The organism is Streptomyces sp. Je 1-79 (assembly GCF_025195125.1).
In the GTDB taxonomy this organism is placed as follows: Bacteria; Actinomycetota; Actinomycetes; order Streptomycetales; family Streptomycetaceae; genus Streptomyces.
This window is the reverse complement of record NZ_JAMGSL010000009.1, coordinates 225278-251204: the sequence shown is the minus strand read 5'-3', so window position 1 is coordinate 251204 and position 25927 is coordinate 225278. Positions and strand designations below refer to the sequence as shown.

Genomic DNA, 25927 nt, shown 5'->3' with positions numbered 1-25927 from the left:
ATCACACAGAAGATCACACCGGACGGGCGAAAGGCGGTCGGACATGGCGGAGATCACTCAGGAGGAGGGCACCGGTGGGGCGGCTGCCCGGCCGCGCAAGGCCGCTTGGCGTTACATAGGGCCCGGCATCGTGGTCGCGGCCACCGGGGTCGGCGCCGGGGACCTGGTCGCCACCCTCGTGGCGGGCTCGAAGTTCGGCTACACCCTGCTCTGGGCCGCCGTCATCGGATGCCTCGTCAAGATCTCGCTCGCCGAGGCCGCCGGCCGCTGGCATCTGGCGACCGGCCGCACCCTCTTCGACGGCTGGCGCAGCCTCGGTTCGTGGACCACCGTCTACTTCGTCGGCTACGTCGTCGTCTGGGGCTTCGTCTACGGAGCGGCGGCGATGTCCTCCAGCGCCCTGCCGCTCGGCGCGCTCTTCCCGGGCCTCATGGACCTCAAGGCCTGGGCGGTGCTGTGCGGCCTGGTCGGCCTGGTCTTCGTCTGGTTCAACCGCTACGCCGTCTTCGAGAAGGTCATGACCGTCCTGGTCGGCGTGATGTTCGTGGTCACCGTCTATCTGGCGGTCCGGGTCACGCCCCACCTCGGCGACGCCGTCGCCGGTCTCGTCCCCGTCCTCCCGGAGGGCTCGCTCGTCTACACCCTCGGCCTGGTCGGCGGCGTCGGCGGCACCATCACCCTGGCGGCGTACGGCTACTGGATCAACGCCAAGGGCTGGCGGGACAGTGGCTGGATGAAGGTGATGCGGCTCGACAACCGCGTCGCGTACGTCACCACCGGCATCTTCGTCGTCGCGATGCTCTTCGTCGGCGCGGAGCTGCTGCACTCCTCCGGGCTGGCGATCGCCAAGGGCGACAAGGGGCTGCTCGACCTCAGCGGCATCCTGTCCGAGCGGTACGGGGACGCCACCGCCAAGCTCTTCCTGATCGGCTTCTTCGCCACCTCCTTCACCTCCCTCATCGGCGTGTGGCACGGCGTCAGCCTGATGTTCGCCGACTTCGTGGCCCACTACCGGCCCGCCCTCGTGCCCGCCGGCACGGACCGCGACCGGTCGCTGCCGTTCCGCGCGTACCTGCTCTGGCTGACCTTCCCGCCGATCTCGCTGCTCTTCCTGGACCAGCCGTTCGGCCTGGTCATCGTCTACGGCGTGATCGGCGCGTTCTTCATGCCGTTCCTGGCGCTGACCCTGATCCGGCTGCTCAACTCCTCCCGTACGCCCGCCGAATGGCGCAACGGGCCGTTGAGCAACGGGATGCTCGCGGCGGCCGGGCTGCTCTTCGTCGTGCTGTGCGTCCAGCAGGTGCGTGAACTGCCCTGGTGAGCCGTACGCGCGGGTGAGCCAGACACCCGGTTGATCCGTACGCGCGGGTGAGCCGTACACGCGAACAGCGCCGCCGGGGGAAGTCGGCGGCGCTGTCCGTCACGCGGATCCCCGGTTACGGGAGGTTGTGGACGTGCGGTCCGACCGCGTTGGACCAGGCGTTGCCGGCCGTCGCGTCCCAGTTGGTCGACCAGGTCATCGCGCCGCGCAGGTTCGGCCAGGTCTGCGAGGGCTTGAAGGAGCCGCAGCCGGTGCCGCGGGCCAGGCAGTCGAGGGCGTTCTTCACGATCGACGGGTCGACATAGCCGCTGCCGGCGCCGCGGGTCGAGGCCGGCACGCCGAGCCCGACCTGGGAGGCGTCGAGACCGCCCTGGAGCTGGATGCAGGCGAGGGCGGTGAGGAAGTCCACCGAGCCCTGGCTGTACACCTTGCCGTCGCAGCCGAGCATCGAACCGCTGTTGTAGTACTGCATGTTGACTACCGTCAGGATGTCCTTCACGGCCAGGGCGGTCTTGAAGTACTCGGTGCCCGTGTTCTGCATGTCGATGGTCTGCGGGGCCATCGTCAGGACCATCGACGAACCGGCCTTGGCGGAGAGCTGGCGCAGCGCCTTGGTCAGGTACGTGGAGTTGATGCCGTGCTCCAGGTCGATGTCGACCCCGTTGAAGCCGTACTCCTGCATCAGGGCGTACGCGCTGTTCGCGAAGGCGGTCGCGGAGGCGTCACTGTTGATGGTGACGTTCCCCTTCTCGCCGCCGACGGAGATGATGACCGACTTGCCGGCCGCCTTCTTCGCGGCGACGTCCGCCTTGAAGTCGGCGACGGAGGCGTAGCCGACGGCCGGGTCCAGGTTGAAGACGATCTGGCCGGGCGTGGTGGTCGAGTCGGCGAAGGAGACGGCGACGATGTCGTACTGCGCCTGGACGTCCCGCAGCTTCTGGACGGTGGCTCCGTTGTTGAAGTTCTGCCAGTAGCCGGTCAGGGCGTGCTTCGGGACGGACGGGCCGGGGCCCGGGTTGGTGGTGCCGGTGCGTGCCGAGACGGCGGTGGACTTCGCCGACTCGCCCGCCGCGTTGGTCGCGGAGACCTGGAACTGGTACGTGGTGTTGGAGGCGAGGCCCGTCACGGTCGCCGAGGCGCCGGAGACGGTCTGCGCCAGGGCGCCGTCGCGGTACACCTTGTAGCCGGTGGCGCCGGAGACGGCGTTCCAGCTGAGCGCGACCGAGGACGACGTGACCGTGCCCGCGGCGAGGCCCGCCGGGGTGGACGGGACGACCGGGTCGGGGTCGGTGCCGCCGCCCCCGTCGGGGCCGAAGACGGAGACGTCGTCGACGTGGTAGGCGGCCTGGCCGTACCAGCCGTGGGTGTAGACGGTGACCGAGGTGGTGTTCGCGCCCGTGGTGAAGGTGGTGGTCAGCTGCTTCCAGGAGGAGCTGTCGGGGGTCCAGGTGGAGACGTCCGTGGTTCCGGTCCCGGTGGCGCCGAGGTAGGCGTAACCGCCCTGCACCCAGGCGCTGAGGGTGTACGTCGACTGGGGCTTGACGGTGACGACCTGGCTGCAGCGGGCGTTGTCCTGGCCCGCCGGGGCCGCCCTGAGGGCGCCCGCCCCGGTCCGTACCGGCGAGGAGACGGCGGCGCCGCTGCCCGCCGTACAGGTCCAGTTGGCGGTACCGGACTCGAAGCCCGCGTTCTTGGCCACGTTGACGTCCGCGGCCTGGGCCGTGCCGGCCCCGCCGACGAGGACGAGCCCGGAGCCGACGGCGAGCGCGAGGGCACTGCCGATCCATCTGCGCGAGCGTGTGGTGGTGCGGTCCACTTGCTGCCTCCGGTGGGGGAGTCGGGGAGGGAGGGGAGGTGTCGGGAACGGTGGCCACCGCTTGGGGGAACAAGTTGGTCCAGACCAATCGACTTGTCAAGACCTCTGGCGGGGAACGGGAGTTGGGGGTATGGGCCTCCTGACCCACGGACGCCCGCTTCCGGGCCCACCGCAGGGCCCACCGCAAGGCCCATCCGGGCCCAGATTTCTCGTTGTGCTTGGCGGATTGTGTGTTCACCACCCCGCAGGTCGTGGATAAAGTGCACGAGCAACGCTGTGCAGTAACGCAGCGAACGCAGTGAGTCATGGGGACATGGGGACGGGGAGCCCGACGTGCCGACAGCGATCGCGGTCACCAGCGCCGATCTGGTGCTGCCACCGACCGACCAGCAGACACCCACCGCGGCCCTCCTGCCCGCACCCGAGACCCGCCCGCTCGCCTCGGCCGTCGCCGATCTCCAGGTCCTCCTCGACCGGTACGGCCATGTGGTCGTGGTCTGCCCGACCTCCCTGCCGGCCGTGGCCGAACAGCGGCTGCACGCCGCCCGCGGCCTCCTGGAGAGCGACCGGATCGCCCTGGTCAAGTCCGACCTGCCGCCCCTCGGCACCGCCGTCCTCGCCCGGCAGCTGCGGCAGCTCTCCGTCTGCGACTTCAGCCCGGGTGTCGTGGCCTCGGCGGCGCGGCTGCTCACCCACTACATCTACGCCGGGGCCGTCCTCGGCTCGGTCGCCAGGCTCGACCGCGTACCGGTCGGCCTGAAGTCCCACCTCAAGGGGTGGCTGCCCGGCACCCAGTTCGCCGTGCTCGCCGGGCCCGTCCCCCAGCTCGTCCGCGTCGCGGCGGGCACCGAACCGCCCGCGGGACCCGAGTTCGCCACCCACCTCGTCCTGGCCAGAGGGCAGTTGCAGACCGACTGGCCCACCGGCACCCTCGCCCCGCGCTGGCAGGTCCAGGCGGTCCAGGAGGCGCCGCTGCCCGCCGAGTCGCCCCGCTGGTGGGGGACCGGACGGCTCGTCGAGTTCGCCGCCCACATCCCGGACATCGCCGTCCTCCACCGACTGGTCTCCTCCGTACGGCGCGAGACCTGCCACTGGTGCCGCATGGAGCTCATCGGCGACCGCTGCGGCTTCTGCTCCGCCCCGCTGCTCTCCACCGTGCCGCCGCCCGGCGGAGCCCACGCGGCCGGCCCGTCCGGCCCGGCGGAACCACGGGCGCTCCGGTCGCGCCGGGCGCCCCGGGCGCTCACGTCCCCCGTCCGCTGAGCCACACGTATCCCGATCGAGGTTGTCCGGCAATGAACTCCCGCCAGCGTCGTGGCGTCATCCTGCTGCTGCTGTCCGTCCTGTGCGCGCTCGGCGCCTTCGCCGGTGTCCTGTCGGTGATCGGCGACGTGAACGCCAAGGTCGGACCGGAGGTGACGGCGTACCGCGTGAAGGACAGGGTGGAGCCCTACGCGCCGCTGAAGGCCTCGCAGTTCGAGAAGGTCTCGATGCCGAAGCGCTGGCTGTCGAAGACCGCCGTCACCGATCTCGGCCGGATCAAGGGGAAGATCGCCGTCACCACGCTCGAACCGGGCTCGCTCCTCCAGTCGGACATGATCGTGCAGCGGCCCGCGCTCCAGCCCGGCCAGCAGGAGATCGCCATCATGATCGACGCGGCCACGGGCGTCGCCGGCAAGATCACCCCGGGTGCGCTGGTCAACATCTACGCCACGTTCGCCGGTGAGAAGGGCGGCAAGGCCGCCCAGTCCAAGGTCATCGTCAGCAACGCCCGCGTCCTGGACGTCGGCCGGCTCACCCCGATCGCCAACCGCACCGACCGCGGCACGCGCCCCACCGAAGCCGTCCCGATCACCTTCGCGCTCTCGACGATCGACACCCAGCGCGTCGCGTACGCCGAGTCCTTCGCCGAGCACGTACGCCTCGCCCTCGTCGCGCCCGGCGAGGAGCCGATCCTCGCCCCCGGCGACCGCACCTACACGCTCGACAAGGACAAGTGAGGCCGGTATGACCACCAGGATCCTGCCGGCCGTCGGCGACCCCGACGCGGCCCGGGCCGTCGTCAGCCTGCTCGGCCAGCTCCCCGACGCCGAGCCCGCCCCGCCCGTCGCCGACTCCACCCAGCTCGTCGACACCCTCGCCCGGCTCGCCGCCGAGTCCCTCGCCGAGCTCCCCGAAGTCGTCCTCGTCCACGAGCGGATCGGCCCGGTCCCCGCCCTCGAACTGGTCCGCGAGGTCGCCCTCCGCTTCCCCGCCGTCGGCGTCGTCCTCATCACCTCCGACGCGAGCCCGGTGCTCTTCTCGGCCGCCATGGACTCCGGCGCCCGCGGCCTGGTCACCCTCCCCCTCGGGTACGAGGAGCTGGCCAGCCGCGTTCAAGCCGCCGCCCAGTGGTCCGTGGGAGTCCGCCGCCACCTCGGCAGCGGCCCCGACGTCCTCAGCGGCCCCGGCGGCACCGTCGTCACCGTCAGCGGCGCGAAGGGCGGCGTCGGGACCACCGTCACCGCCGTGCAGCTCGCCCTCGCCTCCCGGGCCTCCGGCCGGAACGTGGCCCTGGTCGACATGGACCTCCAGGGCGGCGACATCGCCTCGTACCTCGACGTCCAGTTCCGCCGCTCGGTCGCCGACCTCGCGGCCGTCGACGACATCTCGCCCCGCGTCCTCCAGGACGCCGTCTACGTCCACGAGACGGGCATCGCCCTGCTCCTCGCCCCCGGCGAGGGCGAGCGCGCCGAGGACGTCACCGACCGCTCCGCCCGCCAGATCCTCAGCGTCCTGCGCTCCCGCTACGACGTCGTGGTCGTCGACTGCGGGTCGTACCTCAACGGCGCCAACGCGGCGGCCGTCGAGATGGCCGACACGGCGCTCCTGGTCACCACACCCGACGTGGTGGCGGTGCGGGCGGCGAAGCGGACCGTACGGATGTGGGACCGCCTCCAGATCCGCAAGGCGGAGGAGACCACCGCACTGGTGAACCGGTACGCGCGCGCCACGGAGATCCAGCCCGCCCTCATCCAGAAGATCACCGGCACCCGGATCGCGGGCGTGGTGGTCCCCGCCAACTTCAAGGAGCTCCAGGGCGTCGTCGACGCGGGCCGGATGCACGAACTCGACGCCCGGTCGAGCGTGAAGCAGGCCCTCTGGTCGCTCGCCGGCGAACTGGGACTCGTCGGCCCGCCCGGTCAGGGACCGGCCGCGGCGGTCGGCTCGGGGAAGCAGCTCGCGCGGCTGACCCGCGGCAAGGGCGGGCGCTGAGCCATGCCGGCGTACGGGCGTGCGACGCGGGACGACAGGGGGCAGGTCGCGATCGAGTTCCTCGGCATGGTGCCGCTGATCCTGATCACCCTCGCCGTGCTCTGGCAGTGCGTCCTGGTCGGCTACACCTTCACGCTCGCGGGGAACGCGGCCGACGAGGCGGCCCGGGCGGGGGCGGTGGGCGGCGACTGCCAGGAAGCCGGGAGGCGGCACCTGGGAGGGGCATGGTCGGGGGCCGAGGTGGCCTGCCCGACGTCCGGGGACATGGTGCAGGCGACGGTGAAGCTGAAGGTGCCCGTCCTCATCCCCGGAGTGGTCAGCTTCCCCTTCCCCGTGACCGGTGAGGCCGGAGCCGTGAAGGAAGACGAGGGGGCCCGGCCATGAGGAAGCCACGCGACCGGGGTCAGGTGGCCGTCGAGTACCTCGGTTTCCTGCCCATCCTGCTCCTCGTCGCCCTCGCGGGCATCCAGCTCGGCATCGTCGCGTACGCGGCCCAGCAGGCGGGCACGGGAGCGCGGGCCGCCGCGCGCGCCGCCACGCACGACGAGGCGACCGTCGGCGGGCGCGAGGCGGGCCTCGCGGCGATGAGCGACTGGATCGCCGAACGGAGCGTCGTCACCCCCTCGGAGGGGGCCGACGAGGTCACGTACACCGTCAGCGTGGACATCCCGTCCGTCGTCCCCTTCTGGGACTTCGAAAAGGTCAGCAGGAGCGCCACCCTGCCCCTGCCCGAGGAGGACGAGCGACCATGAGTCTGCGGGCCCGTATCAGCGCCCCCGAGGAGAGCGGGGCGGGAGGCAGGGAGGACGGCCATCTCGTCGCCTCCTTCCGCGCCAAGCTCCTGGAGGAGATCGACCTCACCGAGATGTCGGCGCTCGCCGCCGCCGAGCGCCGGGCCCGCCTTGAGCGCGTCCTCGGCCACATCATCAGCCGCGAAGGCCCGGTCCTCTCCACCGCCGAGCGCGCCCAGCTGATCCGACGGGTCGTCGACGAGGCGCTCGGCCTCGGCGTCCTGGAACCGCTCCTCGAAGACGCGTCCATCACCGAGATCATGGTCAACGGCCCCGACCAGATCTACATCGAGCGGGCGGGCCGGGTGGAGCTGCTGCCGCTGCGGTTCGCCTCCCACGAGCAGCTGATGCAGACCATCGAGCGGATCGTCTCCACCGTCAACCGGCGCGTGGACGAGTCGAATCCGATGGTCGACGCCCGGCTGCCGTCCGGCGAGCGCGTCAACGTGATCATCCCGCCGCTCTCCCTGACCGGGGCGACCCTGACGATCCGCCGCTTCCCCCGCGCGTACACCCTGCGGGAGATGATCGGCCTCGGCTCGCTCGACGAGCAGATGCTCCTGCTGCTCGCCGGCCTCGTCCAGGCCAAGTTCAACCTGATCGTCTCCGGCGCCACCGGCACCGGGAAGACCACGCTCCTCAACGCGCTCTCCGGACTGATCCCCGACGGCGAACGGGTCATCACCATCGAGGACTCCGCCGAACTCCAGCTCCAGCAGTCCCACGTCATCCGCCTGGAGAGCCGCCCTCCGAACATCGAGGGCCGCGGCCAGGTCACCATCCGCGACCTCGTCCGCAACTCCCTGCGCATGCGCCCCGACCGCATCATCGTCGGCGAGGTCCGCGGCGGCGAGACCCTCGACATGCTCCAGGCGATGTCCACCGGACACGACGGATCGCTCGCCACCGTCCACGCCAACTCCGCCGAGGACGCCCTGACGCGCCTCCAGACCCTGGCGTCGATGTCCGAGGTCAAGGTCCCGTTCGAGGCGCTCAGGGACCAGATCAACAGCGCCGTCGACGTCCTCGTCCAGCTGACCCGGCACGCCGACGGCACCCGCCGCGTCACCGAGATCGCCGTCCTGTCGTCGAACGGCCGCGAACGGTTCACCCTCGCGACCGTCTGCGCCTTCCGCGCCCGGCCGATCGCGGCGGACGGGCGGGTGTACGGCGTGTACGAGTACCACCCGCTGCCGCGCCGGGTGGCCGACCGGCTCTACATGGCGGGCCAGCCGATCCCGCAGGCCTTCGGCGTCGCCGCGTCGGACGACCAGCTCGCCATCCGAGAAGCGAAGTAGCAGGGGGACGGAGATGAGGCCGAGATGAACCCACTCACCTGGCTGGTGACCGGCGTCGCCCTGCTCTGCTGCGTCCTCGGCGTACTCGGCGTCCACGTGTACGCACGGGGCTCCGCCGAGCGCGCCGCCCTGGTCGCCCGGCTCACCCAGAGCGGCGAGCCGGAGGGCACCGGCCGCCGCAGGCGCCGCTTCCGCTCCCTCGACCGGCGCGTACGGCGCACCGCGTTCGGCCGGAAGCTGGAGCTGCGGATCTCCGCCACCGGGCTCGACCTGACGCCCGGCGAGTTCGTCGTCGCGATGTCGGCGGTCGTGGCCGTGCTGTGGTTCGCGGGTCAGGCCCTGCTCTCCCCGTTCTTCGGCCCGATCTGCGGGTTCCTCGGCGTGTGGGTGGCCATGGGCTTCCTCAACTGGCAGCGCCAGAAGCGCATCGAGAAGTTCATCAACCAGCTGCCCGAGCTGTCGCGGATCCTCGCCAACGCCACGCAGGCCGGACTCGCCCTGCGGATGGCGCTCAGCATGGCCGCCGACGAGCTGGAGGCACCGGCCGGCGACGAGCTGGAGAAGGTCGCCCAGCAGCTCGCCGTGGGCACCTCCGTCGACGACGCGCTGGGCGAGCTCGCCGAACGCCTGCCCTCCCGCGAACTGGTCGTCCTCGTCACCACCCTCGTCCTCGCCAACAAGGCGGGCGGCACCGTCGTCTCCTCGCTGCGCAACCTCACGGAGACGCTGGAGGAGCGGAAAGAGACGCGCAGGGAGGTCCGTACGCAGCTGTCCCAGGTGAGCATGACGGCGTACGCGGTCCCGGTCATCGGCATCGGCTCGCTGCTCCTCATCGACAACATGCAGCCGGGCGCGCTGGACCGGATGACCGGCTCGGGCCTCGGCCAGTTCGCCGTCGTCGCCGCCTTCGCGCTGTACGTGGTCGGCTTCGTCATCATCCGCCGCTTCTCGAAGATCGACGTGTGAGGGGCTGGACATGGAACTTCTCCTCGCGCTGGCCGCCGGCCTCTCGGTGGCCGGGATCTTCTACGGCGTCCGCCTCTACCGGGCCGACGCCAAGCTCCCCGACGATCTGCGGCTCGCCCTGGAGGTCGGCTCCACCCGCACCGGCGCCGTCGACTCCGTCGTGGACCGGATCGGCATGCGCTACTCACCCGCCGTCCTGCGCGCGATGGGACCGAAGCGGGTCAACTCCGTCCGCCGCCGCATCGACCTGGCGGGAAACCCGGGCGGTCTGACCGTCGACCGGTACGGAGCCCGGCGCGCGGTCTACGGCTGCCTGGGGGGCCTCGGCGGGCTGCTGATGCTCTCCAACGGAGACCTCCTCGTCGCGCTGCTCCTCTTCGCCTTCGGCGCGTTCTGGACCGAGGTCGGCATCTGGTCGGCGATCCGCATCCGCAAGGACCAGATCGAGCGGACGCTGCCGGACTTCCTCGACGTCCTCGCGGTGGTGGTGTCGGCCGGGCTCGGCTTCCGGCAGGCGCTGGACCGGGTGGCGGACAAGTACGAGGGGCCCTGGGCGGACGAACTCCGGATCACGCTGCGCCAGATGGACATGGGCGTGAGCCGGCGGGAGGCCTTCGACGAACTGCGCCGGCGCAACGACAGCGAGCAGGTCGCCCAGTTCGTCACGGCGCTCCAGCAGGGCGAGGAGCTGGGCGCGCCGATCGTGGAGACGCTGATACAGATCGCCAACGACATGCGGCGCACGGACGCGCAGAACACCCGGCGGAAGGCGGCGAAGGCGGTCCCGAAGGCGACAATGGTGATCACGACGCTGATGGTCCCGGCGACGATGATCCTGCTGGGCGCGGGGCTGTTCCTGGGTACGGGGACGGACTTCGGCTCGATCACGGGGGAGTGAGCGCCCGTGCCGGTGTCCCCGCCCGTGACCGGGCCCGTGTCGGTGTCCACGCCCGTGACCGGGCCCGTGTCGATGCTCGCGTCGGTCTCCGTCGAGGCGAACGCCCTCCAGGCGGTGTGCCGCCAGATCTTCGGCTTCCGGCTGGCGATGATCGCCCTGGCGAGCCCGAGCGCCCTGCTGGGGGCGGCGCCCGGCCTCGCGTCATGGCTGGTCGGCGCGGCGGTCCTTGTCACCTTCATGGGTTCGTACGTGATGTTCCGGGACTGGGAGCGCTTCGGCCCGCTGCTCCTGCGCCACCCCGCGCTCCTCGCTGCGGACGCCCTCTTCGGCTCGCTGCTCCTGGTCACGGCGGGCCCGCAGAGCACCCTGGGGTACGTCAGCGTCTGCACCCCGCTGCTGGCGGGCCTCGCCTACGGCTGGCGGGGAGCCGCGTTCTTCGCCTGCCTCGAATCGCTGATCCTGCTGGCGGTCTACGCGGCCGGGGTGGGCGATCCGACGCTGCTCCCCGGCCTGTGCGTGATCACGGGCGCCCTCGGGGTCACGCTCAGGAACCTGCTCTTCCGCTTCGGCGCGGCCACCCGGGCCCTCGCGGCGGCCCAGGCGGGTGAGGAGGAACGGGCCCGCCTCGCCCGCGACATGCACGACTCGGTGGCGAAGACCCTGCACGGGCTGGCGCTCGCGGCGGACGCCCTGGAGGCGGCGGCGGACCCGCGCGAGCAGGCGGGGGTGGTGGCGCGCTCGGCACGGCGGGCGGCGGCGGAGTCGCGCGAACTCCTCGGGGAGCTGCGCAGACCCTCGTACGTCGGCGGGGAGGTCGACCTGGCCGGCGAGCTGACGTCGCGGGTGGAGGACTTCACCCGTCGTTCGGGCATCGAGGCCCGCTACCAGGGCGTCGGCCCTGGTTCCGTACCTCCCGTTCCGTACGCGGTGGCACGGCAGTTGCTCACGATCGCCTCGGAGGCGATGGAGAACGCGGGCCGCCACGCCTGCCCGACGCGGGTGGACGTCTCGGCCGGCGTCGTCGCGGGTCTCCTGCGCATCAGCGTGTGTGACGACGGCCGCGGCCTGCCTCCGGGGACGACTCTGGACGGCCTGCGCAGGACCGGCCACTTCGGTGTGGTGGGGATGGTGGAGCGGGCGGCGGGGCTCGGGGCGCGGATCCGGATCGGCCGGGGCGGCGTGGCACAGGGCACGGAGGTCCGCCTGGAGCTCCCGGTCGAGGGGGTGGCCGCACGATGACGCTCACGGTGGTGGTCGCGGACGACAACCCGGTGGTACGGGCGGGCCTGCGCGCCCTGCTCGACGCGGCCGGCACGGGCATCCGGGTCGTGGCGGAGGCCCCCGACGGCCGCGCGGCGATGGACGAGACCCGCCGCCACCGCCCGGACGTGGTCCTCCTCGACGTCCGCATGCCGGTCGTGGACGGCCTGACGGCCCTGCCGCACCTGGCACGGGTGGCCCCGGTGCTGATGCTGACGTACAGCGGGGAGAGCGAGGTGGTCCAGGAGGCGCTGCGGCTGGGGGCGGGGGGCTACCTGGTCCACGGCGAGTTCACGGCGGAGGAACTGGTGACGGCGGTCCGCGACGTACGGGCGGGACGGGCCCGTCTGACCCCGACGGCGGCGAACGCGTTGCTCGGGGTCGTACGGAATCGGGGTGCGACTGCACACGGTTACGGGAAGCCAATCGTCTCGACTTCATTGCGATTTGACGGAACGCCTTCGCAGATGCAACCAGATGTGGCACGGTTCGGGTTGAGCGTGAGGGAGGGGGAGGTGATGGACTTGATCGCGTCGGGCCTGAACAACCGGCAGATCGCCGACACGTGCTTCATCAGCGAGAAGACGGTCAAGAACCACATCAACCGCATCTTCGCGAAACTCCGGGCGACGTCCCGCAGCGAGGCGATAGCGGCCTGGCTGGGCACGAGGGCGGCATCGTGACCCCCGGCACGAGGTGGGCCCGGGTTTGGGCCTACGGGCCCTGTGGGGAGGAGGGGTTGGGGGCGTACCGTGCGCCTGCCGAGCTCGGCATCGGCACGGGGACGTACGAATCCGGAGGGGACGACCATGAGCGACCTCATGCTGAAGGCTGCGACGAGGGCGAAGGTGCACTTCGGCGCATGGGCCCGCACGAGGACGACGAACGACCGGGGGCAGACGGCGGTCGAGTATCTGGGGATCATCGTGGTGGTGGTGGCGATCGTTGTGGCGATCACCGGCACGGATATCGGCAGCTCGATCAAGACGGCGATCACGAACAAGATCGCCGAACTCATGGACTAGTGCTGGCCGGTAGGTACAAGGATTCAGGGCAGGCGTTCCCCATTTACATCACGGTGATGGCGGGCCTGCTCTTTCTCGCGTTCGCCTACTTCGCGGTCGGACAGGCCGCTGCGACCCGGAACGGTGCCCAGACCGCAGCCGACGCTGCGGCGCTGGCTGCCGCTCAGGACGCTCGTGATCAGCTCCGGGACGGCTGGGTGGCCGTCATCCTGGACCCAGCCCAGTGGGGCGATTTCCTCTCGGGCAGGCAGTACGACGAGTACGCCGCCTGCCAGCGTGCGGCCTCCTTCGCGGCCAAGAATCACGCGGAAGTCCCGGGCGAGGGCTGCAACCCGCTCTCCTCCGGCGAACTGGGGTTCCGCGTGGAGGTGCGGACGCTGAACTCTGTCGGCGAATCCGTCATCCCGGGCACGGAGATCCAGCACGCGACGGCGAAGGCGACGGCTGTGATCGAGCCGCTGTGCACCTTTGAGGCTCCCGAGCCGACCCAGCCTCCCGAGCCGACCGATGAACCCGAACCGGACCCTGAGCCGGATCCGCGCCCCACGCCGACGGAACCCGTCCCGATTCAGGGCCTTACATGCGACGGTGTCTCCTGGACGATCGATCCCGACCGACCGGAGCTGCCAAGCGCCGCCGACCTCTTCACCGTTCGACTGGCCGACTGACAAACGAAGGAATCCCGTTCATGAGTGTTCGGTACGCAACGACGGCCCTCAGGAGGTGGGTCGTGGCCGCCACCGCGGCCGGCCTGGTCCTCGGCGTAGCCGGCTGCGGCAGTGACGACGAGCCTCCGAAGAGCCAGCCGTCCACGACTTCTTCGGCTCCGAAGAGCGGCGAAGGCAACGAGAAGCCTCAGTCGGAGGCTCCCGAGGAGACGTTGGCTGTGCTCAAGGGGCAGGACGGCTTCGAACTGACGGTCACCTCGGCCCAGCGCGACGCCGGCGGCTTCCTCACTGTCAAGGGACGACTGAAGAACGCCTCGGACAAGGGGCGAGCCGTCCCTGATCTGAGGGGGAACGAGACCGAAGTGCTGAAGCACGGCACCTCCCTCGGGGGCGCGACCCTGGTGGACGGAGCCGCGAAGAAGCGCTACTACGTGCTCCGCGACACGGACGGCAGGCCCTTGACCACGACCGGTCTGGCCATCCTCGGTGCCGGAGATTCGGCCGAGGTCTTCATGCAGTTCCCCGCCCCCGCCGACAGCACCACCGAAGTGACCTTCCAGCTCCCCACCTTCGAACCCGGCACCATCAAACTCTCCTGACGGACGCCGCCATGACTCCCCACCGCCTCGTCATCCTCGCCGCCGCCTCCCTTCTTCTCGTCGTCGGTACCGCCACCCCCGTTCTCGCCGACGACCCTCCCAACTCCACCTCCAGCGCCTCCCCGCCCCCCGCGATCGACGCGAACTCGCCCGAGCTCATGCTTCCCGACGGGGCCACCCTCGCCGCGCCCAAGGTTCTCGACATCAAGCAGGTCGTCGAGGAGGAGGGCGGGGAACAGCGGCGGGAGGACACCAATGTCGACGTGACCTTCGCCCTTCAGGCCGAGGTGCTCTTCGGGAAGGACAGCGCCAAGCTCAGCCCCGCCGCCACCGCCCGTATCGCGGCCATCGCCGTGGAGATCAACAAGCAGAACTCCAGCCGCGTCCGCGTCTTCGGCTTCACCGACAACCTCGGGACCTACGAGCACGGGCTCAAGCTCTCCAAGCAGCGGGCCGACGCCGTGCAGCAGGAGCTGGCCAAGACGCTCGATCCGGGGAAGACCTTCGACATCCGCGGGTACAGCGAGGACTACCCGATCGCCGACAACGCCACCGAGGAAGGCCGCACCAAGAACCGCCGCGTCGAGATCTCCTTCCCCCGCACCACCTCCTAGCTCAACTGACCCAGCACCGCCCGGACCGTCGCGACGACGGCTTCCGGGCGGTGGAAGACGCCCCGTGCCGTGAAGCGCAGGACCCGGCGGACGGACGGGCAGTCGGCGAGGTCGTTGTAGCGGCGGATGTCGCGGTCGTGGGCCTGGCGGGTGCCGTGGAAGGCGTAGCCCTCGATCTCGACGGCCAGGCCCTGCATCCGGAAGAGGAAGTCGGGGCGCAGGGCGCGGCCCGCGCGGGTGTGGAGGAGCGGCTGCGACTCGGGGCGGAGGCCCGCGTCACGCATATGGAGGCGCGCGACCGTCTCCGCGGGGGAGCCGGACGCGGCGTCGGCGAGCGGCAGCCAGCGGCGGGCCCGCGTCGCGCCGGGCCGGGGCGCGGACAACTCCGCCGTCAGCTCCCCGTGGTCGACCAGCGGCTCACGGCGGACGCCCCCGACCGTGCGGCGCGACAGGGCCGAGTCCGCGACCACGACGGCCCGCTCGCGCGTGCCGCAGCTCCGTATCAGGTCTCCGACCGTCCTCGCGGGCCCCGTCGCCCGCAGCCCTCCGCGCGTGACGCAGTCCCCGTCGGCCAGGAACTCCGTGGAGCGGACCCGCACCCCCTCTGCCGTACGGGACGACAGCGGACGCCGCACGGTGAAGTCCAGGACCTCCCGCGTCCCCGCCGCCCCCGCCTCCCCGAGCACCTCGATCCGGTGCAGCGCCGCCGCCGTGCCGTGGCTGCACACCCACTCCGGCCGTATCAGCTGGAGCGCCCTCGCCCGCACCTTCCAGTCCACCTCCTTCCCCGGGGCCGCCCACGCGCCCCGGCAGATCCGCTGCCATCCCTCCGCCCGCAACCGCCTCCCGAGCCGGCCCGGCGGCCACCCCACCCCGTACGCCCACACCGTGAGAAGCACCCCGCCCCGGGCGACCTTCACCAACTCCTCCATGCCCCAACCATCCCCGGACGGGGGAACGTTCGCATCCCCTGTGGATAACTTGCGCCCTCATGCCGCATCCTGGTCGGAACGGGCGGAACGGGCGCCGGGACTGCTCCGAAGTGGATTGCCGATGAACACGACATCCCCCAGCGTGCGACTGGTCAGCGACCTCGTGACGAGGATTCCCGAGTTCCGGGACGCCTACGACAATCACGTCTTCTGCCAGGGCGGCGTGCTGCCGCACGTCTTCTTCTGGGACGTCGTCCAGAACACCGTGCGTTCCTTCCTCGGCGAGGAGCAGGCGGCGGCCGACTGGCGCCGCACGCTCGACTTCCTGGAGGAGCAGAGCGCGCGCGGGGACCTCGGGATCGACGAGGTGATCGTCACCTCGTTCCTCAACGACCTGCCGTACCCCCACGAGCCCGGATACGCCATCGTCCAGGAGCTCGGCCCGGTCATGGCGGCGAGGTTCGGCCGCATCCGCCCCGGGGGGTGAGCGCCGGGGGCTGAGCGCCCAGCCGTGAGCCCTCTCCGGGGGTGCGCCCGGGGCCGTTCCGGGCGCCGGACATAATCGAGCGCATGTCCCCAGACCGGTCCCGTTCGCCCGATTCGCCCGCCGTCGCCCTCGGCGGCTACGCCGCCACCCGGGTCATCGGCCTCGCGGTCCTCGCCCTCGCCGCCGTCGCGACCGGCAAGGACGGGCTGCACCGGCTGACCGGCCGCTGGGACTCCGTCTGGTACGTCCGGATCGCCGAGCACGGTTACGGGTACGAGGCCACCCTCCCCAACGGCAGCGTCCACTCCGACCTGGCCTTCTTCCCCCTCTTCCCGGCGCTCGAACGGGCCCTGTCCACCGTCCTCCCCGTCGACGCCGCCACCGCCGGCCTCCTCGTCTCCTGGGCCGCCTCGCTCGCCGCCGCCTGGGGCATCTACGCCGTCGGCTCCTACGTCGCGGGCCGGCCGACCGGTGTCGTGCTCGCCGTCCTCTGGGGCGTGTACCCGACCGCGTTCGTCCAGTCGATGGCGTACACCGAGACGCTCTTCACCGCCCTCGCCGCCTGGTCGGTCCTGGCCGTCCTGCGCGACCGCTGGATCCTCGCCGGTGCGCTGTGCGCGCTCGCGGGGCTCACGCGGCCGACGGCCGCCGCGCTGATCGCCGCCATCGGGATCACGGCCCTGGCCACCGTCGTACGCGAACGGAAGCTGCCCGTCCGCATGGTGGCCGGTGTCCTCCTCGCGCCCCTGGGCTGGCTCGCGTACATCGTCTACGTCGGTGTGCGCGAGGGCAGCGCCACGGCCTACTTCGACGTCCAGGCCGCCTGGGGGAACTCCATCGACGGCGGTGTCGCCCTCGCCCGCTTCATCTGGGGTCTCCCGCCGCTCGCCGCGCTCGGTCTGTGCGCCGCGCTCGCCCTGCTCGCCTGGCTCGTCGTCCTGTGCGTGCGCCAGAAGCAGCCCCTGCCCCTGCTCGTGTACACGATCGCGGTCGTGGTCGTCTCGCTCATCGGCGCCGCGTACTTCGGCTCCCGGCCGCGCCTGATGATGCCCGCGTTCGGTCTCCTGCTGCCGGCCGCGGCGGCGCTCGTACGGCTCCGCGTCCGCAACCGGGTCCTGGTGCTCACCGGGCTCGCGCTGGCGTCCGGCGCCTACGGCGCGTTCACCCTGCTGGGGTCGGGGCCACCGTGACCCGGACGCCCTTCCGCAGCCCCCACCCCTCCATCGCCCCGCCCTCCGCCTCCAGGACGTGCCGGCCTCGCGGCCGCACCATGCCGAGCCGGCCGGGCCGCATGGTCACGACGTCGAGGACCGTGAGGTTCCGGTCCAGGTAGGCCACGTCGATGGTGAAGCGCATGCCGAAGGTGTGGATGCTGTTCGTCGGGGTGATGAGCATCGCGCCCTCGATGCCGTCCCGGCCGAGCAGGCCGCGCCGCCGCGCACGGTAGGAGGCCGCGATCTCCAGCGGCACCGGAGCCTCCCCGACGAGCAGGCTGCCTGTGCCGTCGCGCCATGTCCCCTGTCTCCCCATGGGGGAGACGGTAGCGGTGCGGCTGGGTAGGGTGCGGCGGGTGTTCGCCACGCTGATCGCCGTAGCCGCGCTGTGGGGCGCCGCCACCGGGCTGCTCGTGCCGCGCGCCGCGTACCGGCTCTCCGTCGGGCCGGAGGAGCCGTGGCGCGACAGCTGCGTGGCGGGCCACGCCCTGTCCGGCCCTGCGCGCGGCTGGCTCGGCCCCCCGGCGTGCCCATCCTGCGCGACCGCGCCCAGGCCCGCCCTGGCTCCGCCCGCGAACGCCGCCGGGCCCACGAACCCCGCCGGACCCGCGAACCCCGCCGGGCCCGCGAACCCCGCCGGGCCCGCGAACCCCGCCGGGCCCGCGAACCCCGCCGGCCCCGCGAACCCTGCCGGGCCCACGGCCGCCGCCTCGCAGCCGACCCCCGCGCAACAAGCAGCCCCCGCCCCGAACCCCACCACCGCCCCGCACCCCACCCCCACCCCCGCCGTCCGTACCTTCCCCCCGGCCAAGCGTCCTCTCGGTGCGCCCCTCCTCACCGCCTGCGTCTGTGCCGCGCTCGCCGCCGCCACCGGGCCCCGTCCCGAGCTCGGCGTCTGGCTGCTGCTCGCGCCCTTCGCCGTGCTCCTCGCCACCGTCGACGTCCGCGTCCACCGGCTGCCCGACCCCCTCACGCTCCCGCTCGCCGCCGCCACCCCGCTGCTGCTCCTCGGCGCCGAACTCCTGCCGTACGACGCCGGCTCCTGGCCCCACGCGCTGCTCGGCGGACTCGCCCTCGGCGGCGGCTACCTCCTGCTGTTCCTGATCCGGCCGGACGGCATGGGCTTCGGCGACGTCAAGCTCGCGCTCTCCCTCGGCGCGGCCCTCGGCTGGTACGGCTGGGGCATTCTCTTCGCCGGTACGTTCGCGGGCTTCCTCGCCGGTTCGCTGTACGGGCTCGGTCTCGTCCTCGCCCGGCGCGGGAGCCGGAAGTCGGCGATCCCCTTCGGGCCCTTCATGATCGGCGGCGCCCTGCTCGGGCTGCTCCTCGGCGCGCTCTCCGCCTCCCCCTGAGGTCCGCCGCCTAGCATCCAGACACATGCGGACAATGACCGACAAACTGCCCGTTGAGTCACAGGCGGAGGCGGAGGCGAAGGCCCCTCCGGCGCCCACCCCCTGGTACCGGCGACCGGCCGCCCTCCCCTGGGCGTGGGCCGCCGCCCTCTGTCTCCTCTACGCGACCGTCGCCGTGCGCCGCCACCAGCTCCTGCGGACCACCGGCTACGACCTGGGCATCTTCGAGCAGGCCGTCCGCGCCTACGCCGAACTCCGCGCTCCCGTCGTCCCCTTGCGCGGCCCGGGGTTCCATCTCCTCGGCGACCACTTCCACCCCCTGCTCGCCGCCCTCGCCCCCCTGTACCGCGTCTGGCCCTCCCCCCTCTGTCTGCTCGTCGCCCAGTCCGCCCTCCTCGCCCTTGCCGTGGTCCCCCTCGCCCGCTGGGCCCGGCGGGCGATCGGCACGCGCGCCGCGCATGTGGTCGCCGCCGGGTACGGGCTCAGCTGGGGCGTCGCCTCCGCCGCCGCCTTCGACTTCCACGAGGTCGCCCTCGCCGTACCGCTGCTCGCGTTCGCGCTGGAAGCGCTCGGCCGCCGCCGCTGGGGGGCGGCCGTCGCATGGGCCGCGCCCCTCCTGCTGATCAAGGAGGACCTGGGGCTGACCCTGGCGGCAGTCGGCGTCTACATCGCCCTCAAAGGGCCCCGCCGACTCGGGATCGTCACGGCGGTCGTCGGCGTGCTCGGCTCGCTGATCGAGATCAAGTTCCTGCTGCCCGCGTTCAACCCCGGCGGCGCCTACGCCCACGGAGGCCATCTCTCCGACGGCCACGGATCGCTGCTCTCCACCCTCGCCCACGCCCCGCTCGACGCCCTGCGCCCCGACATCAAGGCGATGACCCTGATCCTGGTCTTCGCCCCGTCCGCGCTGCTCGCCCTGCGCTCGCCGCTCGCGCTGATCGCGGTGCCCACGCTCGGCTGGCGGATGTTCTCGGAGAACACCTTCCACTGGGGCACGGCGTACCACTACAGCGCGATCCTCATGCCGGTGGTCTTCGCCGGCCTCGTCGACGCCCTCGCCCGCGAGTCGTCCGCAGCATCCGCGCCGTCCGCAGCATCCGCGCCACCCCTCACGCCCCCCGCGTCCCCTACACCCCCCACGCCCCCCGCGTCCGCCCGGAACGTCCGTGCGTCGCTCGCCACCGTCCTCGCCGTGACCGTGGTGATGATCCCGTCCTTCCCCCTGGCCCAGCTCGCCCAGCGGCCCACCTGGCGGACCACGCCGCACATCGAGGCCGCGCGCACGCTGCTCGCCCGCATCCCCGACGGCGCCACCGTCGCCGCCTCCAACCGGCTGGCCCCGCAGCTCACGTCGCGCTGCGAGGTCGTGATCTTCCCGACCTTCCCCGTGGACACCCGGCTCGACCGCCGGGAGACCGGCCCCCTGCCGGCCCCGACCGCCGAGTGGATCGTCCACGACGCCGTACCGCCGGAGGCCTGGCCCCAGCAGAGCGGCCCCTGGCCGTACCCGGAGGAGCAGCAGGAGAGGGAGCTGAGGGCGGCGCGGGAGTCGCACGGGTACGAGGTGGTGGACGCCAAGGACGGCCTGACGCTCCTGCGCCGCGCGGGCTAGGCCCTGTCGTCGCGCAACGTTCCCTCGGTGTACGTGAATTCGTCGGAGCCGGGCGAACACCGCCCCGGCCCGGCGGCCCCTACGCGTGCGGCCCCACCGCCACCGTGCCGACCACGAGCTCCGGCCTGCCCTCCAGGACGGTCGCCACCCGTTCGGCCTGGGCCTCCACCTGCCTCAGCCGCGCCGCGCCCAGCGGCTTCAGCGGCTCGACGGTCACCGTGATGCGCTTTCCCGAACGGCGCTGGTGCCAGACCCCCGCCACCGTTCCGTCCACCAGCAGCACCGGGTAGTTCCCGGCCTGACCGCCCGACAGCGCCCGGTCGCGGGCCGCACCGGGGAAGAGCCGTTCGCGCGGCTGCGAGGCGATGGTGAAGGCGTCGAAGTACGGCAGCAGCCGAACCCCGCGCGCCGGCCGTACGTCCGGGAAATCGGTGTCCCCGGCGACGACCCAGCCTGTCGCCCCGTCGAAGGACACCTCCTCGATACGCCCCGCCTCCGCCAGCGAGGAGAAGAGTCCCGTCGCCCAGCCCGGTGGCGCCGCCAGCCACTTCGCGAAGTGCCTCGGGGCCGCCGGGCCGTAGGCGTACAGATAGCGGTCCACGAGCTCGCCGAGCGCCCCCGTCCCCTCTTCCGGACGCACCCCCGGGTTGGTGTACGTGACCTTCCGCCCCCGGTCCCGGCCGAAGCACAGCACCCCCCGGTGCGCCGCCACATGGGTGATCTGGCGCCAGCGGGGCCACTTGTCCTGGAAGGCTTCCATCACCCGGTCGCCCGCCCAGGAGCCGGTGCGCTCCACGATGGCGTCCGTGAGTTCGTCCACGGTCAGCTCCGTGTCCGTCAGGGCGTCCGCGATCGCCGCCAGCACCGCGTCCGTCTGGGTCGCCGTCATCCGTACGTCCGGCGGCATCATGTGCACCTCGCCGGGGATCGCCGACAGCGCGCCGGTCCACATCGGCAGATCGGCCGCGGGCAGCAGATGGACCGTGCCGCGCGGACCGTACGTCTTGACCAGCGTGCCGTCCTCCCAGAGGGCCGCCCGTACGTCGGCCCGTGTCGCCTCGGGGGTGCGCAGTGCGAGGGACAGCTCGGCGGCGGACAGGACCTGTGCATGCGCCCCGAGCATCGCGGCGGCCACGGCCGCGGGCGGTGCGTCCGTCGGCTCGTCCAGAAACTGTCGGCGGATTCTCCGGGCGTCGGCCTGTTCCCAGGTGACCTGTGATGGGGTGGCGGTCGTCATGCTTCGACCGTAGGGCCGGAATAGGTCAGGGCCTGTCCGCCTTGGCCCAAGAGCCGACGGCCAACGAGTCGACGGCCAACGAGTCGACGGCCGGAGGGTCGACGGCCGGAGGGTCGAAGAGTCGGGACGGGACGAGGAGTTGGCCATGGCCAAGGGCAGGACGACGTACGACTGCGGGCTCGACGCGGCCGTCGACGTCGTCGGCGGCAAGTGGAAACCGCTGATCCTGTGGGCGCTGCACGCCCACGGAGCGACCCGCTTCGGGGAGCTGAGGCGGATGATCACCGGCGTCAGCGAGAAGGTGCTGATCCAGCAGCTGCGCGAGCTGGAGGCGGACGGCATCGTCCACCGGGAGGTCTATCCGGAGGTCCCGCCCCGGGTGGAGTACTCCCTGACCACGCTCGGTCAGGCGCTGAACACGGCGCTGCTACCGCTGGGGGAGTGGGGCGACCGCTTCATGGCCGAGATCCTCGCCGCCAAGGAAGCCCAGAAGGAATCCCAGGAGGAAGCCCAGAAGGACGCAGAGGCCGCCTGACCGCGCGGGGCCGGGCGGCGGGTTCCGTCAACCGGAGCCCTTCGACCGGGGTCCCTCTTGGGAGGTACGAAACCCGCCGCCACGCCGGGGCGCAAACCCGCCAGGGGAGGCCACGCCCCTTGTCCCAACTGGGCTCCGAGGAATCCGGGACAGGCGCTCCGTGCCGGTTGGCACGCAGCAGGGCTTCTGAAGGGTTATGGTGGAAACCCCCCCTCGGGCCGGTCCGTATCCCCCCCCACGGACCGGCCCGTTTTTCTTTTGCCGGGGGCGTCGCCTCAGCCCCGTCCGGCCCAGATGTTGGTGCCCTCGGTGTCCACGGCGAAGGAGTCGATCTCCTTCAGCTCCTCCGCGGTCAGCGGCGGACCGGCCAGCGCGGCCACGTTCTCCTCCAGCTGCCCGACGCTGGACGCGCCGATCAGCGCGGAGGTCATCCGCTCGTCGCGCAGCACCCAGGACAGCGCCAGCTGCGCCAGCGACTGCCCGCGCCGCTCGGCGATGTCGGCCAGACCGCGCAGCCGCCGCAGCACCTCGTCGGAGAGCAGGTTCGGGTCGAGGGACTTGCCCTGCGTGGCCCGCGAACCCTCCGGGATGCCCTTCAGGTACTTGTTCGTGAGCAGGCCCTGGGCCAGCGGCACGAAGGAGATGCAGCCCATGCCGGCCGCCTCCAGCGTGTCGAGGAGGCCGTCGTCCTCGGTCCAGCGGTTGATCATCGAGTACGACGGCTGGTGGATGAGCGCCGGGACACCCATCTCCCTGAGGATCCGCGCGGCCTCGGCCGTCTGCTCGCTGTTGTACGAGGAGACACCGACGTACAGCGCCTTGCCCTGCTGGACGGCGGAGGCGAGCGCCCCCATCGTCTCCTCCAGCGGGGTGTGCGGGTCGAAGCGGTGCGAGTAGAAGATGTCGACGTAGTCGAGGCCCATCCGCTTCAGGGAGGCGTCGAGCGAGGACATCAGGTACTTGCGGGAGCCCCACTCGCCGTACGGGCCGGGGTGCATCTCGTAACCGGCCTTGGTCGAGACGATCAGCTCGTCCCGGTAGGGCGCGAAGTCCTGGGCGAAGATCTTGCCGAAGTTCAGCTCGGCCGATCCCGGCGGCGGCCCGTAGTTGTTCGCCAGGTCGAAGTGGGTGACGCCGAGGTCGAAGGCGCGGCGCAGGATCGCGCGCTGCGAGCCGAGCGCGCGGTCGTCGCCGAAGTTGTGCCAGAGGCCCAGGGAGACGGCGGGCAGCTTGAGTCCGCTGCGACCGGTGCGGCGGTACTCCATCTGCTCGTAGCGGTCCTCGGAAGCGTGGTAGATGGGGGAGTCAGTCACGTATCTCTGCTTATCACGGACTTGTGACAGTCCCGGGCTGGGAGCCTGTTACCCGTCCGCAGTAATGTGGCGGCTTCGGGGACCGCCGCGGCATGGAGGGGTTAAGAACAGTGAACCTGCGCGACCTGGTGTACGGGCTCTACGCACGCCGGGTGGAAGGCCGCCTCGACCATGACCAGGTGCCCAAGCACATCGGTGTCATCCTCGACGGCAACCGGCGCTGGGCCAAGGCCTCCGGTGGGACCCCCGAGCAGGGCCACAGGGCCGGCGCGGACAAGATCCAGGAGCTGCTCGGCTGGTGTGCCGAGACGGACGTCGAGGTCGTCACGCTCTGGATGCTCTCGACGGACAACCTGAACCGGCCCGAGGACCAGCTCCGCCCGCTCCTCGCCATCATCGAGGGCGCGGTCCGCGCCCTGGCCTCGGACGGCCGCTGGCGGGTGCACCACGTGGGCACGCTCGACCTGCTGCCCGCCCGCACCCAGTCCGTACTGAAGGAGGCCGAGCAGGCCACGCACGACAACACGGGGATACTCGTCAACGTCGCGGTGGGCTACGGAGGCCGTCAGGAGATCGCGGACGCGGTCCGCTCGCTGCTCCTGGAGCACGCGGAGAAGGGGACGAGCTTCGAGGAGCTCGCCGAGATCGTCGACGTCGAGCACATCTCCGAGCACCTCTACACGCGGGGCCAGCCCGATCCGGACCTGGTGATCCGTACGAGTGGCGAGCAGCGCCTCTCGGGCTTCATGCTGTGGCAGAGCGCGCATTCGGAGTACTACTTCTGCGAGGTTCACTGGCCGGCCTTCCGCAAGGTCGACTTCCTGCGGGCGCTGCGTGACTACGCCGCACGCCACCGCCGCTACGGCACCTGACGGAAGCCTTTCCTCCGCGGACGCGGGGCGATCACCGGACGTTCGACTCCGTTCACGAACACGTCGTCATATGCCATGGCATGGCCGAGGGTGTTCGAGGGAATACCCCTTGCAGAGTGAGCGGCACGGAGACCGCCACCCGGGAGGCCCGTTGCACCAGGACGACCGTGCAGGACATGTACGGACGGAGCGGAGGGCCGGAGCTCGGCCCGCGCATCGTGGCCAGAGCCCGGTCCCATCCCGCAGCGACACCGCTTCCGTCGCGCCCCGACCTCTCAGGGGTCGTCAAAGGGGGTCTGTCCTTCCGTGGTGACCAGCACTAAGCGCCGCTTGTCCGACAGGCGCACCTATGTACTCGACACCAGCGTTCTGCTGGCCGACCCCAACGCCGTGTCCCGCTTCGACGAGCACGAGGTCGTGCTGCCGATCGTCGTGGTCACCGAGTTGGAGGCCAAGCGGCACCACCCCGAGCTCGGCTACTTCGCCCGGGCGGCCCTGCGCCTCCTGGACGACTTCCGGGTCCGGTACGGGCGCCTGGACGCCCCGCTTCCCATCGGGGAGCTGGGCGGCACCCTGCGTGTCGAGCTGAACCATTCCGACCCCGGAGTGCTCCCCGCCGGCTACCGGCTGGGGGACAACGACTCCCGGATCCTGGCGGTCGCGCGCAATCTCCAGGCCGAGGGGTACGACGTCACGGTCGTCTCCAAGGACCTGCCGCTGCGTATCAAGGCGTCCTCGGTCGGGCTCCTCGCCGAGGAGTACCGCGCGGAGCTCGCCATCACGGACTCCGGCTGGACCGGAATGTCCGAACTGGCACTCTCCGCCGACCAGGTGGACATCCTCTACGACCAGGAGACGCTGTACGTCCCGGAGGCCGCCGAGCTTCCGGTGCACACGGGCCTGGTCCTGCAGTCCGAGCGGGGCAAGGCGCTCGGCCGGATCACGGCGGAGGGCAACGTCCGGCTGGTGCGCGGCGACCGGGAGGTGTTCGGCATCCGCGGCCGCAGCGCCGAGCAGCGGATCGCGCTCGATCTGCTCCTCGACCCGGACGTCGGCATCATCTCGATGGGCGGCCGGGCCGGCACGGGCAAGTCCGCGCTCGCCCTGTGCGCGGGCCTGGAGGCGGTCCTGGAGCGCCGTCAGCACCAGAAGGTGATGGTGTTCCGTCCGCTGTACGCGGTCGGCGGCCAGGAGCTCGGCTATCTGCCGGGCAGCGAGGCCGAGAAGATGAGCCCCTGGGCGCAGGCGGTCTTCGACACGCTCTCGGCGGTGGCGAGCCGTGAGGTCATCGAGGAGGTGCTCGGGCGCGGGATGCTGGAGGTCCTCCCGCTCACCCACATCCGCGGCCGCTCCCTCCACGACGCCTTCGTCATCGTGGACGAGGCACAGTCGCTGGAGCGGAACGTCCTGCTGACCGTTCTGTCCCGGATCGGGGCGAACTCCCGGGTGGTGCTGACCCATGACGTCGCCCAGCGCGACAACCTCAGGGTCGGCCGGTACGACGGAGTGGTCGCCGTCGTCGAGAAGCTGAAGGGGCATCCGCTCTTCGCCCACGTCACGCTGACCCGCTCGGAGCGCTCGCAGATCGCCGCGCTCGTGACCGAAATGCTGGAGGACGGACAGATCTGACCCGATTGGGCAGATTGCAATGATTGGCACCGTCCCGTACGGGTACGGGAGTTGGCGCCGCCCGGCAGAGCGCAGGAGCTTAGCCGGGCGGCGTCGCGCTGTCCGGGAAATCGGCCAAAACTCCTGCGACTTGAGAGGTGTGAGCTTTCACACGCAACTCGGAATTGCCTTGCGGTGTTGCCGTCCGGCAGAGTCTTGCTTCCGTCAGGCCCCGCATACGGCACACGTGCACC

27 protein-coding genes are annotated in these 25927 nt (G+C 71.6%); 22 read left to right on the top strand and 5 right to left on the bottom strand.

Going from position 1 to position 25927, the window contains the following annotated elements; translation table 11 throughout:
- The first annotated feature begins 43 nt into the window (after window positions 1-43).
- Complete coding sequence (locus tag M5362_RS20725; RefSeq protein ID WP_260229150.1) at window positions 44-1321, top strand: Nramp family divalent metal transporter; 1278 nt, start codon at window positions 44-46, stop codon at window positions 1319-1321.
- 115 nt (window positions 1322-1436) lie between these two features.
- Here M5362_RS20725 and M5362_RS20720 read toward each other — a convergent pair whose 3' ends face one another.
- Window positions 1437-3137, bottom strand: a complete 1701-nt coding sequence (locus tag M5362_RS20720) for a chitinase (RefSeq protein WP_260229149.1) — start codon at window positions 3135-3137, stop codon at window positions 1437-1439.
- Between the two features lie 333 nt (window positions 3138-3470).
- On the opposite strand from M5362_RS20720, the gene M5362_RS20715 reads away from it, so the two are divergent.
- The 14 genes from M5362_RS20715 to M5362_RS20650 all read left to right on the top strand — a co-directional run bounded on the left by M5362_RS20715 (window position 3471) and on the right by M5362_RS20650 (window position 14511).
- Window positions 3471-4400, top strand: coding sequence for a hypothetical protein (locus tag M5362_RS20715; protein WP_260229148.1), 930 nt, complete (start codon window positions 3471-3473; stop codon window positions 4398-4400).
- Between the two features lie 32 nt (window positions 4401-4432).
- Entirely contained in the window at window positions 4433-5137 is a 705-nt protein-coding gene (gene cpaB, locus M5362_RS20710; RefSeq protein ID WP_260229147.1) for a Flp pilus assembly protein CpaB, read from the top strand.
- 7 nt (window positions 5138-5144) lie between these two features.
- Window positions 5145-6392 (top strand): AAA family ATPase, encoded by a 1248-nt coding sequence (locus M5362_RS20705; RefSeq protein ID WP_260229146.1) that lies wholly within the window; start codon window positions 5145-5147, stop codon window positions 6390-6392.
- Window positions 6393-6395: 3 nt separating this feature from the next.
- A complete protein-coding gene (locus M5362_RS20700) occupies window positions 6396-6776 on the top strand; it encodes a TadE/TadG family type IV pilus assembly protein (protein ID WP_260229145.1) in 381 nt (126 codons plus the stop codon).
- Window positions 6773-7144 carry a TadE family protein gene (locus M5362_RS20695; RefSeq protein ID WP_260229144.1) on the top strand — a complete coding sequence of 124 codons (372 nt, stop codon included), beginning with the start codon at window positions 6773-6775 and terminating at the stop codon, window positions 7142-7144. Before M5362_RS20700 ends, M5362_RS20695 begins: the two co-directional genes overlap by 4 nt.
- Window positions 7141-8481 carry a CpaF family protein gene (locus tag M5362_RS20690; protein WP_260229143.1) on the top strand — a complete coding sequence of 447 codons (1341 nt, stop codon included), beginning with the start codon at window positions 7141-7143 and terminating at the stop codon, window positions 8479-8481. Before M5362_RS20695 ends, M5362_RS20690 begins: the two co-directional genes overlap by 4 nt.
- 24 nt (window positions 8482-8505) lie before the next feature.
- Entirely contained in the window at window positions 8506-9447 is a 942-nt protein-coding gene (locus tag M5362_RS20685) for a type II secretion system F family protein (RefSeq protein WP_260229142.1), read from the top strand.
- A gap of 10 nt (window positions 9448-9457) precedes the next feature.
- Entirely contained in the window at window positions 9458-10345 is an 888-nt protein-coding gene (locus M5362_RS20680; protein WP_260229141.1) for a type II secretion system F family protein, read from the top strand.
- Between the two features lie 54 nt (window positions 10346-10399).
- On the top strand, window positions 10400-11584 hold the full coding sequence (locus tag M5362_RS20675) for a sensor histidine kinase (RefSeq protein WP_374214499.1): 1185 nt from the start codon (window positions 10400-10402) through the stop codon (window positions 11582-11584).
- Window positions 11581-12288, top strand: coding sequence for a response regulator transcription factor (locus M5362_RS20670; RefSeq protein ID WP_260229140.1), 708 nt, complete (start codon window positions 11581-11583; stop codon window positions 12286-12288). Before M5362_RS20675 ends, M5362_RS20670 begins: the two co-directional genes overlap by 4 nt.
- Window positions 12289-12414: 126 nt before the next feature.
- A complete protein-coding gene (locus tag M5362_RS20665; RefSeq protein ID WP_260229139.1) occupies window positions 12415-12630 on the top strand; it encodes a Flp family type IVb pilin in 216 nt (71 codons plus the stop codon).
- A complete protein-coding gene (locus tag M5362_RS20660; protein WP_260229138.1) occupies window positions 12630-13298 on the top strand; it encodes a pilus assembly protein TadG-related protein in 669 nt (222 codons plus the stop codon). The genes M5362_RS20665 and M5362_RS20660 overlap by 1 nt, the downstream gene beginning before the upstream one ends.
- Window positions 13299-13360: 62 nt before the next feature.
- Window positions 13361-13897, top strand: coding sequence for a hypothetical protein (locus M5362_RS20655; RefSeq protein ID WP_308354893.1), 537 nt, complete (start codon window positions 13361-13363; stop codon window positions 13895-13897).
- A gap of 11 nt (window positions 13898-13908) precedes the next feature.
- Window positions 13909-14511: an OmpA family protein gene (locus M5362_RS20650; protein WP_260229136.1), complete on the top strand. Its 603-nt coding sequence runs from the start codon at window positions 13909-13911 to the stop codon at window positions 14509-14511.
- Here the strand turns inward: M5362_RS20650 and M5362_RS20645 are convergent.
- On the bottom strand, window positions 14508-15443 hold the full coding sequence (locus tag M5362_RS20645) for a hypothetical protein (protein WP_260229135.1): 936 nt from the start codon (window positions 15441-15443) through the stop codon (window positions 14508-14510). The two genes, M5362_RS20650 and M5362_RS20645, sit on opposite strands and share 4 nt — an antisense overlap.
- Before the next feature lie 121 nt (window positions 15444-15564).
- Here M5362_RS20645 and M5362_RS20640 point away from each other — a divergent pair, with 121 nt between their 5' ends.
- Window positions 15565-15930: a hypothetical protein gene (locus M5362_RS20640; protein ID WP_260229134.1), complete on the top strand. Its 366-nt coding sequence runs from the start codon at window positions 15565-15567 to the stop codon at window positions 15928-15930.
- An 83-nt stretch (window positions 15931-16013) separates the two neighbouring features.
- Window positions 16014-17120, top strand: a complete 1107-nt coding sequence (locus M5362_RS20635; protein ID WP_260229133.1) for a hypothetical protein — start codon at window positions 16014-16016, stop codon at window positions 17118-17120.
- On the opposite strand, the gene M5362_RS20630 is transcribed toward M5362_RS20635, so the two are convergent.
- A complete protein-coding gene (locus tag M5362_RS20630; protein WP_260229132.1) occupies window positions 17092-17460 on the bottom strand; it encodes a DUF192 domain-containing protein in 369 nt (122 codons plus the stop codon). The two genes, M5362_RS20635 and M5362_RS20630, sit on opposite strands and share 29 nt — an antisense overlap.
- A 40-nt stretch (window positions 17461-17500) precedes the next feature.
- Between M5362_RS20630 and M5362_RS20625 the strand changes: the two genes are divergently transcribed.
- Entirely contained in the window at window positions 17501-18496 is a 996-nt protein-coding gene (locus M5362_RS20625; RefSeq protein WP_260229131.1) for an A24 family peptidase, read from the top strand.
- Between the two features lie 25 nt (window positions 18497-18521).
- Window positions 18522-20108 carry a DUF2079 domain-containing protein gene (locus M5362_RS20620; RefSeq protein ID WP_260229130.1) on the top strand — a complete coding sequence of 529 codons (1587 nt, stop codon included), beginning with the start codon at window positions 18522-18524 and terminating at the stop codon, window positions 20106-20108.
- A gap of 79 nt (window positions 20109-20187) precedes the next feature.
- On the opposite strand, the gene M5362_RS20615 is transcribed toward M5362_RS20620, so the two are convergent.
- A complete protein-coding gene (locus M5362_RS20615) occupies window positions 20188-21345 on the bottom strand; it encodes a winged helix DNA-binding domain-containing protein (protein ID WP_260229128.1) in 1158 nt (385 codons plus the stop codon).
- Window positions 21346-21490: 145 nt separating this feature from the next.
- On the opposite strand from M5362_RS20615, the gene M5362_RS20610 reads away from it, so the two are divergent.
- Entirely contained in the window at window positions 21491-21880 is a 390-nt protein-coding gene (locus M5362_RS20610; protein ID WP_260229127.1) for a helix-turn-helix domain-containing protein, read from the top strand.
- A 275-nt stretch (window positions 21881-22155) separates the two neighbouring features.
- Here M5362_RS20610 and mgrA read toward each other — a convergent pair whose 3' ends face one another.
- Entirely contained in the window at window positions 22156-23193 is a 1038-nt protein-coding gene (mgrA, locus tag M5362_RS20605; RefSeq protein WP_308354892.1) for an L-glyceraldehyde 3-phosphate reductase, read from the bottom strand.
- A gap of 110 nt (window positions 23194-23303) precedes the next feature.
- On the opposite strand from mgrA, the gene M5362_RS20600 reads away from it, so the two are divergent.
- Both M5362_RS20600 and M5362_RS20595 read left to right on the top strand, forming a co-directional pair.
- A complete protein-coding gene (locus M5362_RS20600; protein ID WP_260229126.1) occupies window positions 23304-24065 on the top strand; it encodes an isoprenyl transferase in 762 nt (253 codons plus the stop codon).
- Between the two features lie 306 nt (window positions 24066-24371).
- The gene (locus M5362_RS20595) at window positions 24372-25694 is read left to right on the top strand and encodes a PhoH family protein (RefSeq protein ID WP_260229124.1); all 1323 of its coding nucleotides are present in this window, start codon (window positions 24372-24374) and stop codon (window positions 25692-25694) included.
- The last annotated feature ends 233 nt before the right edge of the window (window positions 25695-25927 follow it).